This is a genomic window from Bartonella tribocorum, from assembly GCF_002778015.1.
GTDB lineage: Bacteria > Pseudomonadota > Alphaproteobacteria > Rhizobiales > Rhizobiaceae > Bartonella > Bartonella tribocorum_B.
In genome coordinates this window covers 1-15,367 of the sequence record NZ_NJPP01000022.1, presented here as the reverse complement: position 1 = coordinate 15,367, position 15,367 = coordinate 1, and the positions used below count along the sequence as shown (strand labels likewise).

The following is a 15,367-nucleotide window of genomic DNA, read 5'->3' as shown; positions in this document are numbered from 1 at the left end:
TCTTCCCTTATCTAGTGTAGTTTATTGATGAGGGCTTCTACGGAAAACGCCGTCACTTTAAGAATAGGCGTTGGATAGATACCAAAGAATATTGTAAGAATAACCATCGGATAAAGAATAAATTTTTCTCTTGAAGAGAGATCTATAAGTACTTTTAAATTTTCTTTATCCAAGGAACCGAAAACCACACGCCGATAAAGATAAAGGGCATAAGCTGCTGATAAGATAACACCTGTTGTTGCTAAAACAACAATCAATTTATTCACTTGAAAAACGCCTATTAAGGTTAAAAATTCGCCTAAAAAACCTGAAGTTCCAGGGAGTCCGACATTTGCCATGGTGAAGATTAAGAAAACAACAGTATATTTGGGCATATTATTCACTAAACCACCAAACGCTGAAATTTCGCGTGTATGCAAGCGATCATAAATCACCCCAACACAGAGAAATAAAGCTGCGGAAACAATTCCGTGCGATAACATCTGATAAATAGCCCCTTGTATCCCCTGTTCATTTGCTGCAAAAATACCCATCGTTACGTATCCCATATGCGCTATTGAGGAATATGCAATAAGTTTTTTAATGTCACTTTGAACAAGGGCAACCAGTGATGTATAAATAATAGCGATAAGCGATAAAGTGAAAACCAAAGGTGCAAAATCTGCTGAGGCAATAGGAAACATAGGTAAAGAAAAACGAAGAAAACCATACCCACCTAGTTTGAGTAAGACGCCTGCTAAAATAACAGAACCTGCTGTCGGTGCTTCCACGTGCGCATCAGGAAGCCAAGTATGAACTGGCCACATCGGCATTTTAACAGCAAAAGAAGCAAAAAAGGCAAGCCATAACCATATTTGCATATGAGCAGGAAACTGATAATTGAGTAAAGTGGGTATATCAAGTGTCCCTGCCTGCCAATACATAGCCATAAGAGCAACCAACATAAGCACTGAACCAAGTAAAGTATATAAGAAAAACTTGATACTTGCATAAACACGACGTGCTCCACCCCATACCCCTATGATGATAAACATTGGAATGAGGCTGCCTTCAAAAAAAACATAGAACAGCATTGCATCAAGAGCACAAAAGACTCCAATAATCGCAACTTCAAGAAGGAGAAAAGCAATCATATAAGCTTTTAATCTCTCTTTAACATTCTCCCAACTTGCTAAAATACAGAAAGGTAAAAGAAAAGCCGAGAGAACAATGAAAAGAATAGAAATACCATCAACCCCCATATGATAGCTAATGCCATTGCCTAGCCAACTGAATTTTTCAACCATTTGAAAATTCGGGTTGGTAGAATCAAATCCTATCCAAATAATTAAAGAAATAATAAAAACAAAGATCGTCGTAAAAAATGCGACATTCCTTATATTATGGCGCGCAGCTTCACTATCATCCTTGATAAATAAAATCAGAAGCACACCAACAAGTGGCAAAAATGTAACCGTAGAAAGAATAGGCCAATCGGTCATTAGTTTAAGCCCCCGATCATCATCCATGTAATGAGCAATGCAACACCTATAAGCATCGCAAATGCATAGTGGTAAAGATAGCCTGTTTGCATCCGAACAACTCTATTTGTAATATCAACAACACGTGCTGCAATCCCATTAGGACCTAGACCATCAATAATTTTACCGTCTCCCACCTTCCAGAGACAAGAACCAATTCTAAAAGTAGGACGAACAAATAAAAAGTTATATAATTGATCGAAATACCATTTTTGATAAAAAAATTGATACACTCCCGGCATAATACGAGCCATTTTCTTGGGAAGAGATGGAAAAGAAATATAGAATAGATAGGCTAACATAAACCCAAGAACCATTGCTATAAATGATGACCATTTTACCCAATTAAAGACATGATGGGCATCATGAAGAATATGATTGTGACTGCTTGTAAACAAAGCCCCTTTCCAAAAAGCATCATAAGAGTCACCAAAAAAGTAAGGTTGGAAAACCACACCAGCAAATATCGCTCCAATAGATAAAATAAAAAGTGGAATTAACATTACAGGAGGTGATTCATGAACATGATGCATCACATCAACTGTGGCCCGTGGTTTTCCATGGAATGTCATAAAGATAAGCCGCCATGAATAAAAGCTTGTTAAAAAGGCGGCAAAAACAAGAAGATAAAAAGCATATCCTGAAGCAATATTATGAGATGCAAAAGCAGACTCTATAATTGCATCTTTTGAGAAAAAACCCGCAGTCCCCAAAAGGGTTCCTGGAATTCCAACACCTGTCAATGCAATGGTTCCGACCATCATCATCCAATAGGTGAATTTTATATGCTTGCGTAATCCGCCCATTTTTCGCATATCTTGTTCATCAGATACAGCATGAATGACAGAGCCCGCACCAAGAAACAGTAAGGCTTTAAAAAAAGCATGCGTAAAAAGATGAAAGACAGCAGCGCCATAAGCCCCAATACCTAATGCAACAAACATATAACCAAGTTGAGAACAAGTAGAATAAGCAATCACACGCTTAATATCATTCTGTACCAACCCCACAGTTGCTGCAAAAAACGCCGTTGTTGCTCCAACAATAATAATCACGGTCAAAGCAATTGAAGACAGTTCAAAAATTGGCGACATACGTGCAACCATAAAAACACCAGCCGTTACCATTGTGGCGGCATGAATAAGCGCTGATACAGGTGTTGGTCCCTCCATTGCATCAGGAAGCCAAGTATGTAAAAGAAATTGTGCTGATTTTCCCATCGCACCAATAAATAATAAAAGACATGTCACGGTCAGTGCTGTCTGTCCATCAAACTGCCAACCTAAAAAGGTCATATTTTGTACAAAACTATTGTCTGCAGCTTTTGCAAAAATAGAGGCAAAATCAACCGATTGAAATAAAACGAAAACACTAAATATTCCTAAGAGAAAACCAAAGTCTCCAACACGATTGACTACAAAAGCTTTCATTGCTGCCTTATTAGCAGAATCGCGCTGAAACCAAAAGCCTATGAGCAAATAAGAAGCAAGTCCTACACCTTCCCATCCAAAAAACATTTGGATTAAATTATTGGATGTCACCAACATAAGCATCATAAATGTAAACAGAGAGAGATAAGAAAAAAAACGCGACCTTGAAGGATCATGATGCATATAACCAATTGAATAAATATGCACCAATGCCGAAACACTGTTTACAACAATAAGCATGACAGCTGTTAAGGTATCAATATGGAAAGCCCAGTTAAAGTTTAAACCACCAACGTCGAGCCAATGTAATACGAATACATCAATCACTGGAGCATGACCCAGTGCAAGATTAAAAAATGCTATCCAGGACAATATGGCAACAATCACCATAAAGCTACATGTTATTAATTCACTCGCGCGATCTCCTATCGTTTTTCCACCTAATGCAGCAATGAGAAAACCCAAAAGCGGAAGAAAGACAATCGTATAATACATCACTGGTTAGCCTTTCATTACATTAACATCTTCAACCGCAATGGAACCACGATTACGGAAAAAAACGACAAGAATTGCTAAACCAATGGCAGCTTCCGCTGCTGCGATGGTTAAAACAAATAAAGCAAATACCTGACCTACGAGATCATGAAGAAATGCTGAAAATGCAACAAAATTGATATTAACTGAGAGTAATATAAGCTCAATAGACATCAAGATAATAATTACATTTTTTCTGTTAAGAAAAATTCCAGCAATACCAATTGTAAACATCAAAGCAGAAACAGTGAGATAATGCGCAATATCAATATACATATCCATAGCCCCCCTTAAATACCTTTACCAGATTCAACTTGCTTGATTTCAATGGCACTTTCTACCGTTCTAGAAACTTGCTCTGCAATAGATTGTCGTTTTACGCCTGATTTATGACGAAGTGTTAAAACAATAGCACCAATCATTGCAACCAATAAAATTATTCCAGCAATTTGAAAATAGAAAACATAATCCGTATAAAGAATATCTCCTAATGCCTGTGTATTTGTTCGCTGCCCTAAATCTGGCATTGGTTGCGTAACATGTATTCTCAAGACCGGAGAAAAATGACTACTTACAAAAACAACGATCAACTCTACAGCGATAATAACGCCAATAAGAGCTCCAATAGGCGCATATCGAAGAGCTCCACTCCTTAACTCAGCAAAATCAACATCGAGCATCATAACAACAAATAAAAATAAAACAGCCACAGCTCCAACATAAACAACAAGCAGAAGAAGCCCCAAAAACTCTGCTCCTGCAAGCAAGAATAAAGCCGCTGCATTAAAAAATGCAAGGATTAAAAACAAAATCGAATGCACAGGATTACGTGCTGTAATAACAATTACTGAACTTGTTAGCATAATAAAAGCAAACAAATAGAAAAATGCCGCTGCTAGATCTGTTAGCATAGGCTTCTCCTTAATTATCCAAACAATTGGTACAAAATTTTCATACCAGATTACAATTTATCGGAAAATTATCCGACATCTCATTTAACGACACACTTAACGATAAGGCGCATCCATCAATATATTTCGAGCAATTTCTCGCTCCCAACGATCTCCATTCATTAAAAGTTTTTCTTTATCATAATAGAGCTCTTCACGCGTTTCTGTTGCAAATTCAAAATTTGGACCTTCAACAATAGCCTCTACCGGACAAGCTTCTTGACAAAAACCGCAGTAAATACACTTAACCATATCAATATCATAACGAACAGTTCTCCGTGTACCATCATTACGTCGCGGACCTGCCTCAATTGTAATTGCCTGTGCTGGGCAAATTGCTTCACATAATTTACAAGCAATACACCGTTCTTCACCATTTGGATAGCGACGCAGTGCATGTTCGCCGCGAAAACGCTGAGATACAAAACCCTTTTCATAAGGATAATTAATTGTAGGCTTTGGCGAAAAAAATTGACGCATAGCTAAGAAAAAAGCACTCACAAATTCTAATAGAAGGAGTGACTTTGCCGCCTGAATAAAACCTGACATCGTAAAATCTCCTCTTAAACGAAATTCGTAAACTTTAAAAAAGCCGCAGTTATCACAACCATTGCGAGTGAGAGAGGAAGAAAAACCTTCCAACCAAGCCGCATAAGCTGATCATAACGATAGCGTGGAACAAATGCCTTAACCATAGCAAACCAAAAAAATACAAAACAAACCTTTAAAACAAACCAAATGATACCAGGAACCCAATTAAGCCACCAGACATCCAAGGGAGGAAGCCAACCGCCTAAAAACAGAATGGTTGTTAATGCGCACATTAAAACAATAGCAACATACTCACCAAGAAAAAAGAGCATGTAAGGTGTTGAAGAATACTCCACCATATGGCCGGCAACAAGCTCAGACTCCGCTTCCACCAAATCAAATGGAGGACGGTTTGTCTCTGCGAGCGCAGAAATAAAAAATATAATAAACATTGGAAAAAGAACGAGCCAATTCCAATCGAGAAAACTATTAAAAGGAAGACCAAGAGTTGTACCAAGACCTTGACTTTGTTTAAGAACAATAGTTGTGAGATCCAATGAACCACTTATTAAAATAACGGTTACCAGTACAAAACCAATGGAAACTTCATAAGAAACCATTTGTGCTGCCGAACGCAGAGCCCCTAAGAAAGGATACTTTGAATTTGATGCCCATCCTCCCATAATAACACCATAAACTTCAAGAGATGAAATGGCTAAAATGTAAAGCAAGCCAACATTAATCTTCGCAACTTCCCAGCCCTCACTGACAGGGATAACAGCCCACGTTGATAAAGCAAGTGTCGCTGAAACAAAAGGAGCCAAAAGAAAAACCCCCTTATTTGCACCTGCTGGGATAATAGGTTCTTTCACCACAAATTTAATTAAATCTGCAAAAGACTGTAGCAATCCCCACGGACCAACAACATTGGGACCACGCCGTAATTGTACCGCGGCCCAAATCTTTCTATCTGCATAAAGAAGATAAGCAACTAAAACCAACAAAACGACCAAAAGAAGAAGTGTTTTTCCAATGATAATGAGCAATGGCAACAACCAAGTCATAAAGAAATCATACATCATTATTCCTTTTCCCCTGCCCTTACTCTACAGCTTGCATAGTACGACTTTTTGCAAGCGATGAACATTCAGCCATAACGGCAGAAGCACGTGCTATCGGATTTGTCAAATAGAAGTCTTTAACCATCGGAGTAAAGGCTTTTGCCTCTAGAGAAACCATTTTTGAACCAAGTGCCTTAAGATCACTTATATCAGAAGGTAGTATGTCATCAACAGCACAAAGATGTGGATAATCATTAAACAAGCATTGTCTTAATTGAGAAAGAGAATCAAAAGGGAGCCTTTGTCCTAAAACATCCGATAAAGCACGCAAAATAGCCCAATCTTCTTTTGCTTCACCTGGAGCAAACCCAGCTCGATTTGTCATTTGAACACGCCCTTCTGTATTCACATAAAGCCCTGATTTTTCAGTGTAAGCAGATGCAGGCAAAATAACATCAGCAGCATGCGCACCATTATCACCATGGCTACCAATATAAACTTTAAAAGCTTTTATATTAGCTAATTCTATTTCATCAGCACCCAGCAAAAATAAAACTTCACAGGTTTTAAGAATATTGGCAACTCCAAGCTTAGAAGTAAAGCCTATATCCAACCCCCCAACGGTCGATGCTGCATTATGAAGAACCCCAAACCCATTCCATTCTTCACTAAGAGCACCAATACTCTCCGCTAATTTAGCAAGACTTTTTAAAACAGATAACCCTTCATTTCCTGAAACGGCTCCCTCTCCGATAACAATAAGGGGCCTCTTTGCTTCTTTTAAAACATTAAAAAAATCATCCTCTTCACGAATAAGTGCTGTTAATGCATCACTCCCAGATCCAAGATAAGAATAAGGATAACGTAAATCGACTTTCTCTCCAATAAGCGCAATAGGAAAATTTCCCATCCGTTGACGCTTTAAAATACGTGCATTTAAAACAGCAGCTTCATGGCGTGGATTAGATCCCACTATAAGCAGAGCATCAGCTTGTTCAATCCCTGCAATTGTAGGATTAAAAATATAACTCGAACGTCCAAACTCTGGCGATAAAGCAATTCCTTTTTGACGACAATCAAAGAGCATTGAACCCAACGAGATCAGTAATGCTTTAAGGGCATACATTTCTTCAACAGAAGCAAGATCTCCAGCAATGGCTCCAATTTTTTCTGGCAAGCCTTTAGAAACTACAGTTTTAATTTTTGCAAAAGCCTCTGTCCAACTGACCGGTTGAAGTCTTCCCTCTTTACGTACATAGGGCCTATCAAGTCGCTGAGTCCGTAATCCATCCCAAATAAAACGCGTTTTATCAGAGATCCATTCCTCATTTACATCTTCATTCGTACGCGGCATAATCCGCATAACTTCACGGCCACGACTATCAATGCGGATAGCACTGCCAAGCGCATCCATCACATCAATTGATTCCGTTTTTGCCAATTCCCACGGACGCGCATGAAATGCGTAAGGTTTTGAAGTTAAAGCGCCCACTGGACAAAGATCAATAACATTTCCCTGTAACTCAGATGTCATAGCTTTTTCAAGATATGTCGTAATTTCAGCATCTTCACCGCGACCGATTAAACCAAGCTCAGAAATACCTGCGACTTCCGTTGTAAAACGAACACACCGTGTACAATGAATACACCGTGTCATAACAGTTTTAACAAGAGGCCCAATATATTTATCTTCTACAGCACGTTTATTTTCTGTATAACGAGAACAATCTCGTCCATAAAGCATTGCTTGATCTTGAAGATCGCATTCTCCCCCTTGATCGCACACTGGACAGTCCAAAGGATGATTAATGAGAAGAAATTCCATAACCCCTTCACGTGCTTTTTTTACCATCGCCGTATTGGTAAAAATTTCTGGCGCTTCACCGTTAGGTCCTAACCGTAAATCACGAACCCCCATCGCACAAGAAGCCTGAGGTTTTGGAGGACCGCCCTTGACCTCAACCAAACACATGCGACAATTTCCAGCAATTGATAAAGATTCATGAAAACAAAAACGCGGCACTTCTGCCCCAGCTGCCTCAGCAGCTTGAAGCAACGTGTAGTAATCAGGAACTTCAATCTCTTTGCCATCAACTTTGATATTTATCATCACCCATCCAACCTGCGGATAATCCACTTAAAATTTGCATTCGGTTGCTCTTTAAAAATCTTCTATCCAACTGCTTCTAAAGCAATATTTTTTCTTTGTACGACATTTCGCGTGTATTCATCAATTCTACGCTCTATTTCCGGACGGAAATTACGGATTAACCCTTGTACAGGCCATGCTGCAGCATCGCCAAGAGCACAGATAGTGTGTCCTTCCACCTGCTTAGAAACCTCAAACAAAAGATCAATTTCACGCTTTTGCGCTCTTCCCTCAACCATACGCCCTAAAAGGCGCATCATCCAACCTGTACCTTCACGACATGGTGTACACTGACCACAACTTTCATGTTTGAAAAAAGCCGATATCCGCCAAATTGCCTTGATAATATCGGTTGATTTATCCATTACAATCACACCACCTGTGCCAAAAGAAGATCCGACATCGCGCATCCCATCAAAATCCATGATTGCATCAACCATATCTTCACCACGAACAACCGGACAAGAAGCACCACCTGGAATAACGGCTAAAAGATTATTCCATCCGCCACGAATACCCCCTGTGTGTTTTTCAATTAATTCGCGAAAAGAAACACCAAGAGCTTCTTCAAAAGTACAAGGAGCATTCACATGCCCAGAAACCATAAATAATTTTGTCCCGACATTATTTGCGCGTCCAATTGACGAAAACCACGAAGCCCCTCGACGTAAAATCGTTGGAACAACCGCTATAGATTCAACATTGTTGACTGTTGTTGGACAACCATAAATTCCCATATTTGCAGGAAATGGCGGTTTGAGACGAGGTTGCCCTTTTTTCCCTTCAAGACTTTCAAGAAGCGCTGTCTCTTCACCACAAATATAAGCACCAGCTCCATGATGAATAATAATATCGCAAGCATGACCATATTTTGTTTTTTTACCAAGCAAGCCTGCTTCATAGCATTCATCCACAGCAGCTTGTAACGCTTCACGCTCACGAATATATTCACCACGAATATAAATAAAAGCAACATTCGCTCCCATTGCAAAAGTAGCAATTGCACATCCTTCAATCAAAGTATGGGGATCATGGCGCAAAATATCGCGGTCTTTACATGTCCCCGGCTCTGATTCATCAGCATTAACAACTAAATAATGAGGACGCCCATCACTCTGCTTTGGCATAAAAGACCATTTCATTCCGGTAGGAAAACCAGCACCACCACGACCACGTAAACCTGATGCTTTTACCTCATCAATGATCCAATCACGACCTTTTTCAATAATCTCTTTCAAACCATTCCAATGTCCACGCAACATCGCAGCCTTTAATGATTTGTCTTCTAGACCATAAATATTGGTGAAGATACGATCTTTATCAGCGAGCATACCCCACCTTTTTTTCTATTACCCGTAGCATTTTTAGCTTTTCCTCAAATACAATTTAAAAAAAACTTCTTAAAACTTTCTACTTTTACTTCAATGTCGCTATAATATGGATAAAATAATAAAATATCTTTTCAAAAAAATATTGATTAAGATCCCATTCCCTTATGATCCTTTTTCTTTGAAGATTTGAGAGATTTTCTTGTTTCTTCATCATCAAGAAGAGACGTTAAACCACTAATTGGTTCCGACGATCGACGACTGTTTTGTGGACCAACAGCTATATCAGAACCTTTTCCTGCCTCAAATGCATCAATAATCTCTTCAAGGCGTTCAGCTGTGAGATCTTCATAAGTATCTTTAAAAATCATGACCATAGGAGCATTCACACAAGCACCAAGACACTCCACTTCCTCCCATGATAATGTTCCATCTTGATTGGTCATAAAAGGTTCATGATGAATTTTTTTCTGACAAACCTTAATCAATTCATCAGAACCACGTAACATACAAGGAGTCGTTCCACACACTTGAATATGCGCTTTTGTCCCTACAGGCTTAAGCTGAAACTGAGTATAAAAAGTAGCAACCTCTAAGACTCGAATATACGCCATAGAAAGAATTTGAGCGATATGCTCAATTGCAGCACGCGTCACCCAACCATCCTGCTCTTGTGCACGCATTAATAACGGAATAACGGCCGATTGTTCACGCCCTATAGGATATTTTTTTATTGTATTTTTCACCCATATCTGATTTTCCTTTGTAAAAGAAAACTCGGCGGGCTGATAGATATCATCTGCAAGACGGCGTACGGACATTAGCGATCAATCTCCCCAAAAACAACATCAATCGAGCCCAAAATAGCTGTAGCATCCGCCAACATATGACCTCGGGTTAAAAAATCCATAGCTTGGAGGTGAGCAAATCCAGGAGCACGTAACTTAACACGATAAGGCTTATTGGTGCCATCAGAAACAAGATAAACACCAAATTCACCCTTTGGCGCTTCCACTGCAACATATACTTCTCCAGGAGGCGTACGAAAACCTTCAGTATAAAGTTTAAAGTGATGAATCAGCGCTTCCATTGAGCTTTTCATCTCAGACCGCTTTGGTGGTACAATTTTGCGATCCAAACTTGAAACGGGTCCACTCTTTTCACTCCCAAGTAATCGTTCTACACATTGACGCATAATTTTTGCTGATTGACGCATTTCTTCCATACGAATAAGATAGCGATCATAACAATCACTATTTTTGCCTACGGGAATATCAAATTCCATTTCATCGTAACATTCATAAGGTTGACTTTTACGCAAATCCCATGGGACACCAGCTCCACGAATCATAACCCCAGAAAAACCACGTGCCCAAGCTTCATCAATACTAACAACACCGATATCCACGTTACGCTGCTTAAAAATCCGATTTGGTGTTACAAGCGCATCCAGTTTTTCAAGAGAAACAAGAAACGGATCTATAAAATTACCAATATCTTCAACTAAAGATTCCGGTAAGTCTTGATGAACGCCACCGGGACGAAAATAATTTGCATGAAGACGAGCGCCACAGGCTCGCTCATAAAAAATCATCAATCTTTCACGTTGCTCAAACCCCCAAAGCGGTGGAGTCAAAGCACCAACGTCCATCGCTTGTGTGGTTACATTCAGTAAATGATTAAGAATACGCCCAATTTCAGAAAACAAAACACGTATTAATTGGCCTCTTTTAGGAACTTTAATATCCAATAACTTTTCAATCGCAAGGACAAAAGCATGCTCCTGATTCATAGGAGCAACATAATCTAAACGATCTAGATAAGGTCCTGCCTGAAGATACGTTTTTGTTTCCATTAATTTTTCGGTACCGCGATGCAATAACCCAATATGTGGATCTACACGCTCAACAACTTCACCGTCCAACTCCAGAACCATGCGCAAAACGCCATGAGCTGCAGGATGCTGCGGACCAAAATTGATATTAAAGTTTCGAACATTGACCTCAGCCACAATCAACCCCTTGCTTTCTTAAAAAACTTCATATCAAACATTAAAAAAATCTATCATATTAAAAACATTTAATTATTTAAGAAACACACTACTCTAATATAATACCTTATCAAAACCAATGTTATTTTTTTCCATCTACTTTTTCATCACAAGGTAAAATATATTGTCCACCTTCCCAAGGAGAAAGAAAATCAAAATTACGCATTTCTTGACGCAAAACAACAGGCTCATAAATCACCCTTTTAGCTCCATTATCATAACGGCATTCAACAAACCCTGTCACCGGAAAGTCTTTGCGTAAAGGATATCCCTCAAATCCATAATCTGTTAAAATCCGTCTCAAATCCGGATGACCTGAAAATAAAATCCCATACATATCATAGGTTTCACGTTCATACCACTCTGCACCAGGATAAACGATACAAGCGGAAGCAACAGGCGTATTTTCATCTGTACGAACTTTAACGCGTAAGCGTAAATTCTCACGAGGAGACAGTAATTGGTAAGAAATATCAAAACGCTTATCGCGAGAAGGATAATCCACACCACTAATGTCTGTGAGATTAATAAATTGACAGCGAGAATCATCACGAACAAACATTAGGACATCGATAATTGCATCAAGATGTGCCACAATGGTTAATTCACCAAAAGCAAAAACAGTCTCTTCTAGCTTATTTCCCAACTTTCTTTCTAAATAAGCAGCCAGTTCAACCAGTGATTCATCCATCATGATACGAAAACTCTCTATCGCTCTATGGATCCGGTACGACGGATTTTTTTCTGTAACAATAATATGCCGTATAATAATGCCTCTGCTGTAGGCGGACACCCTGGAACATATATATCGACAGGCACAATACGATCACATCCACGCACCACTGAATAGGAATAATGATAATACCCCCCACCGTTTGCACATGATCCCATAGAAATCACATAACGTGGCTCTGGCATCTGATCATACACTTTTCTTAAAGCAGGTGCCATCTTATTTGTTAGAGTACCCGCTACCACCATTACATCGGATTGACGGGGTGAAGCTCGTGGTGCATATCCAAAACGCTCATTATCATAATGAGGCATCGAGCATTGCATCATTTCAATAGCACAACAAGCCAAGCCGAAACTCATCCACATTAAAGAACCGGTACGTGCCCAAGTAATCAAGGCATCTGCTGAGGTAACTAAAAAACCCTTATCTGATAATTCAGCATTAATATCACGAAAAAACTTATCATCTGATCCTATCAGTTCACCAGTATTAGGATCAATGATTCCTTTTGGCTTTGGAGCTGTAATCGTTGAATTATTAGATCTTAATTCCATTCAAGAGCTCCTTTTTTCCATTCATATATAAATCCAAGAGTCAAAATTGCTAAAAACACAATCATCGACCAAAAGCCAAACATACCTATCGATTCGAATGAAACGGCCCAAGGAAAAAGAAAAGCAACTTCAAGATCAAAAATAATAAATAAAATTGAAACCAAATAGAAACGAATATCAAATTTCATACGTGCATCACTGAATGAATTAAATCCACATTCATAAGCCGATAACTTTTCAGGATCGGGAGAACGATACGCTACAATGTAAGGTGTAATCAATAAAACCCCAGCAATAACGGCTGACACAATAATAAAAATCAATACTGGCAAATAAGAGCTCAATAAATAAGCCATAACCCTCTTCCATCGTAACGAAATGCCTGAACTTAACACAATGACTCAATATTGCGAAATCAAACAGACAAATTTAATAACCGTTCTGTTAATTCTACTCATACTGCTTGAAAGGTATACAGAACGATACTCTTCTTATCGGCATAGGTAACGCAGAGCAACGAAAGACGCAAGCCTTATTCTTATAAGCTATGTAAAAAGGAAGAAAAAAACACACCCCTCCAAATTAGACACTCCACCACCTAATTTGCAACATATAAATGTCTTAGTAAAGAAATTCCATAAGGAAATATAAAATGGCGCGAGTGACGGGGCTCGAACCCGCGACCTCCGGCGTGACAGGCCAGCACTCTAACCAACTGAGCTACACCCGCGCACTTTATTTTTGACCAATTTATCATTGATACAAGCGGTCGTGTAAGGGGTTCGTTCGTTTATGTCAAGAAGGATTATGCATTTTTTAAAAAAATTATCAAATACCATCTTTATTCTTGCGTTTAGAAAAAATTTTCCTTAAAGAGGGTTCCACTCAGTTGCTGATTATTGCATTGGGCGATTAGCTCAGCTGGTAGAGCGCTTCGTTTACACCGAAGATGTCGGGAGTTCGAGTCTCTCATCGCCCACCATGCAATTCAATAATAACTTATTGGTTTTAGATATATTCGCAAATGAGTAATTTTTCTTAACCTATCTGTTAAAGTTTATGCTATCCGCCTATGTGTAATCAGCATTTTTAAGTTTTATTTTTGGAAAACTATGCGGTACCTTAATAAACGTTCTAGCGCTTTTACCTCTATATCATTCAAAAAAATTTCATTATGAAAGCTTTAATTTTTTCATAAAAGCACCTATTATCCCTATTGATCTAAGTGTATCGCTCAATAAGCTTTTTCTTCTCTTTAAGTCAAATTCTTACGAATCTTACAGCAAAAAGCGTTATAGATATATCTAATTTTCAGTTTTTTCTCTATGAGAGTAAATCAGCTATTTTCTTAAAGATACTCTTTAGCTATACGGGATATCTAAGTATTTTTATTAAAAAAATTGCAATATTTAAAAGAGTTTTCTTATTAAATCATACCTATTAAAAATCAATACAAATTTATCTCTCATAAACTGTCAAAGCAATAACATTTTCTCTTCATAAAACATGAACGATCTAAATAGAATAACTCTTTGGAAAGATAAAATAATTCAAAAATATACGTCTGCAAAGAGCTTAATATAACTTATCAAACATCTCCAACTGAACATATCTTATTATTACAAAAATGATTGTCAAAAACTTTAAAAATATTGCTTTTTTAAAAATTTTAGATAAGAAAATGAAATGATAAATATAATATTTAGCTTTCATTTTTTCAGAAAAAAATTATTATGTTTAAAATTAAAACTATTAGGTAACACACTCAAATAATTGACTTATTAGGAATCATTTCTCTTAAAATTTAAATCATTTTACAAAAAAACGCCTTAGAATGCGTGTTAAAGTGATTGACCTTTTACAAGAAGTTTGCCAAAAAGCATATCTAATTTGGAGGGGTGGCCGAGCGGTTTAAGGCACCGGTCTTGAAAACCGGCGTGCAGGAGACTGTACCGTGGGTTCGAATCCCACCCCCTCCGCCACAGCGCTTTTATCGTGTGTAGCTTGCCATCTGGTTTTGCACAATTTGACAGCAGGTTTTGCATCAATTTATTTTTTTTCAAAGGTTTTTTAAGGGGTTCTCAAAGGGTCTTCAAAGACCTTTTAAAGATCATTTAAAGCCTCTTTAATGAGTCTTTATTTTTCTCTCCCACTCCAAGTGCAAACATTGCATTTTGATTTCAGGAGGCATCACGACCGATCAAAGGGTAAACATTACCCTTTGATTTTCTGTCACACATAGGTTTCCTTTTCTCCTGTTTTATTTCCTTGATCTGGTGCCTCAAAGGTGATTTCTGTTGTGTATCCGCTTTGTTTTTCATAACAATGCGTGACGGTAGCGGCTTTCCATAGTCCATTAATTTCTTTACGGAACCCTTGAAGGATGAGAGGTTGATCCGCCATGACTTCAGGGTGTCCCGCAAGCGTTAAGGAGCCGCTGCCTACAGCACGGCATAAGCGATCTGATTCTGAGGCAGCCGCCGCTTGTGCTTCTTCTTTGCAAAGGTAGCAACTGCGCAGACGA

General features: G+C 38.5%; 13 protein-coding genes, 3 tRNA genes and 1 pseudogene. 2 read left to right on the top strand and 15 right to left on the bottom strand.

What is annotated here, in order from left to right; all coding sequences use genetic code 11:
* Positions 1 to 11: 11 nt before the first annotated feature.
* The 14 genes from CEV08_RS06440 to CEV08_RS06375 form a co-directional block, all read right to left on the bottom strand.
* Positions 12 to 1,481: an NADH-quinone oxidoreductase subunit M gene (locus CEV08_RS06440; RefSeq protein ID WP_100130869.1), complete on the bottom strand. Its 1,470-nt coding sequence runs from the start codon at positions 1,479 to 1,481 to the stop codon at positions 12 to 14.
* Complete coding sequence (gene nuoL / locus CEV08_RS06435; RefSeq protein WP_100130859.1) at positions 1,481 to 3,445, bottom strand: NADH-quinone oxidoreductase subunit L; 1,965 nt, start codon at positions 3,443 to 3,445, stop codon at positions 1,481 to 1,483. The genes CEV08_RS06440 and nuoL overlap by 1 nt, the downstream gene beginning before the upstream one ends.
* 6 nt (positions 3,446 to 3,451) lie before the next feature.
* Complete coding sequence (nuoK, locus tag CEV08_RS06430; RefSeq protein ID WP_100130868.1) at positions 3,452 to 3,760, bottom strand: NADH-quinone oxidoreductase subunit NuoK; 309 nt, start codon at positions 3,758 to 3,760, stop codon at positions 3,452 to 3,454.
* Between the two features lie 14 nt (positions 3,761 to 3,774).
* Complete coding sequence (locus tag CEV08_RS06425; RefSeq protein WP_100130858.1) at positions 3,775 to 4,395, bottom strand: NADH-quinone oxidoreductase subunit J; 621 nt, start codon at positions 4,393 to 4,395, stop codon at positions 3,775 to 3,777.
* A gap of 96 nt (positions 4,396 to 4,491) precedes the next feature.
* On the bottom strand, positions 4,492 to 4,983 hold the full coding sequence (nuoI, locus tag CEV08_RS06420) for an NADH-quinone oxidoreductase subunit NuoI (RefSeq protein WP_004860049.1): 492 nt from the start codon (positions 4,981 to 4,983) through the stop codon (positions 4,492 to 4,494).
* 14 nt (positions 4,984 to 4,997) lie between these two features.
* Complete coding sequence (nuoH, locus tag CEV08_RS06415; protein ID WP_100130856.1) at positions 4,998 to 6,044, bottom strand: NADH-quinone oxidoreductase subunit NuoH; 1,047 nt, start codon at positions 6,042 to 6,044, stop codon at positions 4,998 to 5,000.
* Between the two features lie 22 nt (positions 6,045 to 6,066).
* Complete coding sequence (gene nuoG, locus CEV08_RS06410; protein WP_100130867.1) at positions 6,067 to 8,136, bottom strand: NADH-quinone oxidoreductase subunit NuoG; 2,070 nt, start codon at positions 8,134 to 8,136, stop codon at positions 6,067 to 6,069.
* Between the two features lie 62 nt (positions 8,137 to 8,198).
* A complete protein-coding gene (gene nuoF / locus CEV08_RS06405; protein WP_100130855.1) occupies positions 8,199 to 9,506 on the bottom strand; it encodes an NADH-quinone oxidoreductase subunit NuoF in 1,308 nt (435 codons plus the stop codon).
* A 146-nt stretch (positions 9,507 to 9,652) separates the two neighbouring features.
* Positions 9,653 to 10,324: an NADH-quinone oxidoreductase subunit NuoE gene (gene nuoE, locus CEV08_RS06400; protein WP_100130854.1), complete on the bottom strand. Its 672-nt coding sequence runs from the start codon at positions 10,322 to 10,324 to the stop codon at positions 9,653 to 9,655.
* Entirely contained in the window at positions 10,324 to 11,514 is a 1,191-nt protein-coding gene (locus CEV08_RS06395; protein ID WP_100130853.1) for an NADH-quinone oxidoreductase subunit D, read from the bottom strand. The genes nuoE and CEV08_RS06395 overlap by 1 nt, the downstream gene beginning before the upstream one ends.
* Before the next feature lie 121 nt (positions 11,515 to 11,635).
* Entirely contained in the window at positions 11,636 to 12,244 is a 609-nt protein-coding gene (locus CEV08_RS06390) for an NADH-quinone oxidoreductase subunit C (RefSeq protein WP_180753564.1), read from the bottom strand.
* A 17-nt stretch (positions 12,245 to 12,261) separates the two neighbouring features.
* Positions 12,262 to 12,843 (bottom strand): NuoB/complex I 20 kDa subunit family protein, encoded by a 582-nt coding sequence (locus CEV08_RS06385; RefSeq protein WP_039758600.1) that lies wholly within the window; start codon positions 12,841 to 12,843, stop codon positions 12,262 to 12,264.
* The gene (locus CEV08_RS06380) at positions 12,834 to 13,199 is read right to left on the bottom strand and encodes an NADH-quinone oxidoreductase subunit A (RefSeq protein ID WP_100130851.1); all 366 of its coding nucleotides are present in this window, start codon (positions 13,197 to 13,199) and stop codon (positions 12,834 to 12,836) included. The genes CEV08_RS06385 and CEV08_RS06380 overlap by 10 nt, the downstream gene beginning before the upstream one ends.
* A gap of 297 nt (positions 13,200 to 13,496) precedes the next feature.
* Positions 13,497 to 13,573, bottom strand: a tRNA-Asp gene (locus tag CEV08_RS06375).
* A 176-nt stretch (positions 13,574 to 13,749) separates the two neighbouring features.
* Between CEV08_RS06375 and CEV08_RS06370 the strand changes: the two genes are divergently transcribed.
* Both CEV08_RS06370 and CEV08_RS06365 read left to right on the top strand, forming a co-directional pair.
* A tRNA-Val gene (locus CEV08_RS06370) sits at positions 13,750 to 13,825 on the top strand.
* A 910-nt stretch (positions 13,826 to 14,735) separates the two neighbouring features.
* A tRNA-Ser gene (locus tag CEV08_RS06365) sits at positions 14,736 to 14,825 on the top strand.
* 250 nt (positions 14,826 to 15,075) lie between these two features.
* On the opposite strand, the pseudogene CEV08_RS06360 reads toward CEV08_RS06365, so the two are convergent.
* Positions 15,076 to 15,367, bottom strand: a pseudogene (locus CEV08_RS06360) (late control protein); the annotation flags it as partial.

Coding starts and splice junctions, on each gene's coding strand:
- CEV08_RS06380 (WP_100130851.1), bottom strand. CDS start 13,199: ATGGCTTATTTATTGAGCTCTTATTTGCCAGTATTGATTTTTATTATT.
- CEV08_RS06390 (WP_180753564.1), bottom strand. CDS start 12,244: ATGGATGAATCACTGGTTGAACTGGCTGCTTATTTAGAAAGAAAGTTG.
- nuoE (WP_100130854.1), bottom strand. CDS start 10,324: ATGTCCGTACGCCGTCTTGCAGATGATATCTATCAGCCCGCCGAGTTT.
- CEV08_RS06440 (WP_100130869.1), bottom strand. CDS start 1,481: ATGACCGATTGGCCTATTCTTTCTACGGTTACATTTTTGCCACTTGTT.
- CEV08_RS06385 (WP_039758600.1), bottom strand. CDS start 12,843: ATGGAATTAAGATCTAATAATTCAACGATTACAGCTCCAAAGCCAAAA.
- CEV08_RS06425 (WP_100130858.1), bottom strand. CDS start 4,395: ATGCTAACAGATCTAGCAGCGGCATTTTTCTATTTGTTTGCTTTTATT.
- nuoG (WP_100130867.1), bottom strand. CDS start 8,136: ATGATAAATATCAAAGTTGATGGCAAAGAGATTGAAGTTCCTGATTAC.
- nuoF (WP_100130855.1), bottom strand. CDS start 9,506: ATGCTCGCTGATAAAGATCGTATCTTCACCAATATTTATGGTCTAGAA.
- nuoL (WP_100130859.1), bottom strand. CDS start 3,445: ATGTATTATACGATTGTCTTTCTTCCGCTTTTGGGTTTTCTCATTGCT.
- nuoI (WP_004860049.1), bottom strand. CDS start 4,983: ATGTCAGGTTTTATTCAGGCGGCAAAGTCACTCCTTCTATTAGAATTT.
- nuoK (WP_100130868.1), bottom strand. CDS start 3,760: ATGTATATTGATATTGCGCATTATCTCACTGTTTCTGCTTTGATGTTT.
- nuoH (WP_100130856.1), bottom strand. CDS start 6,044: ATGTATGATTTCTTTATGACTTGGTTGTTGCCATTGCTCATTATCATT.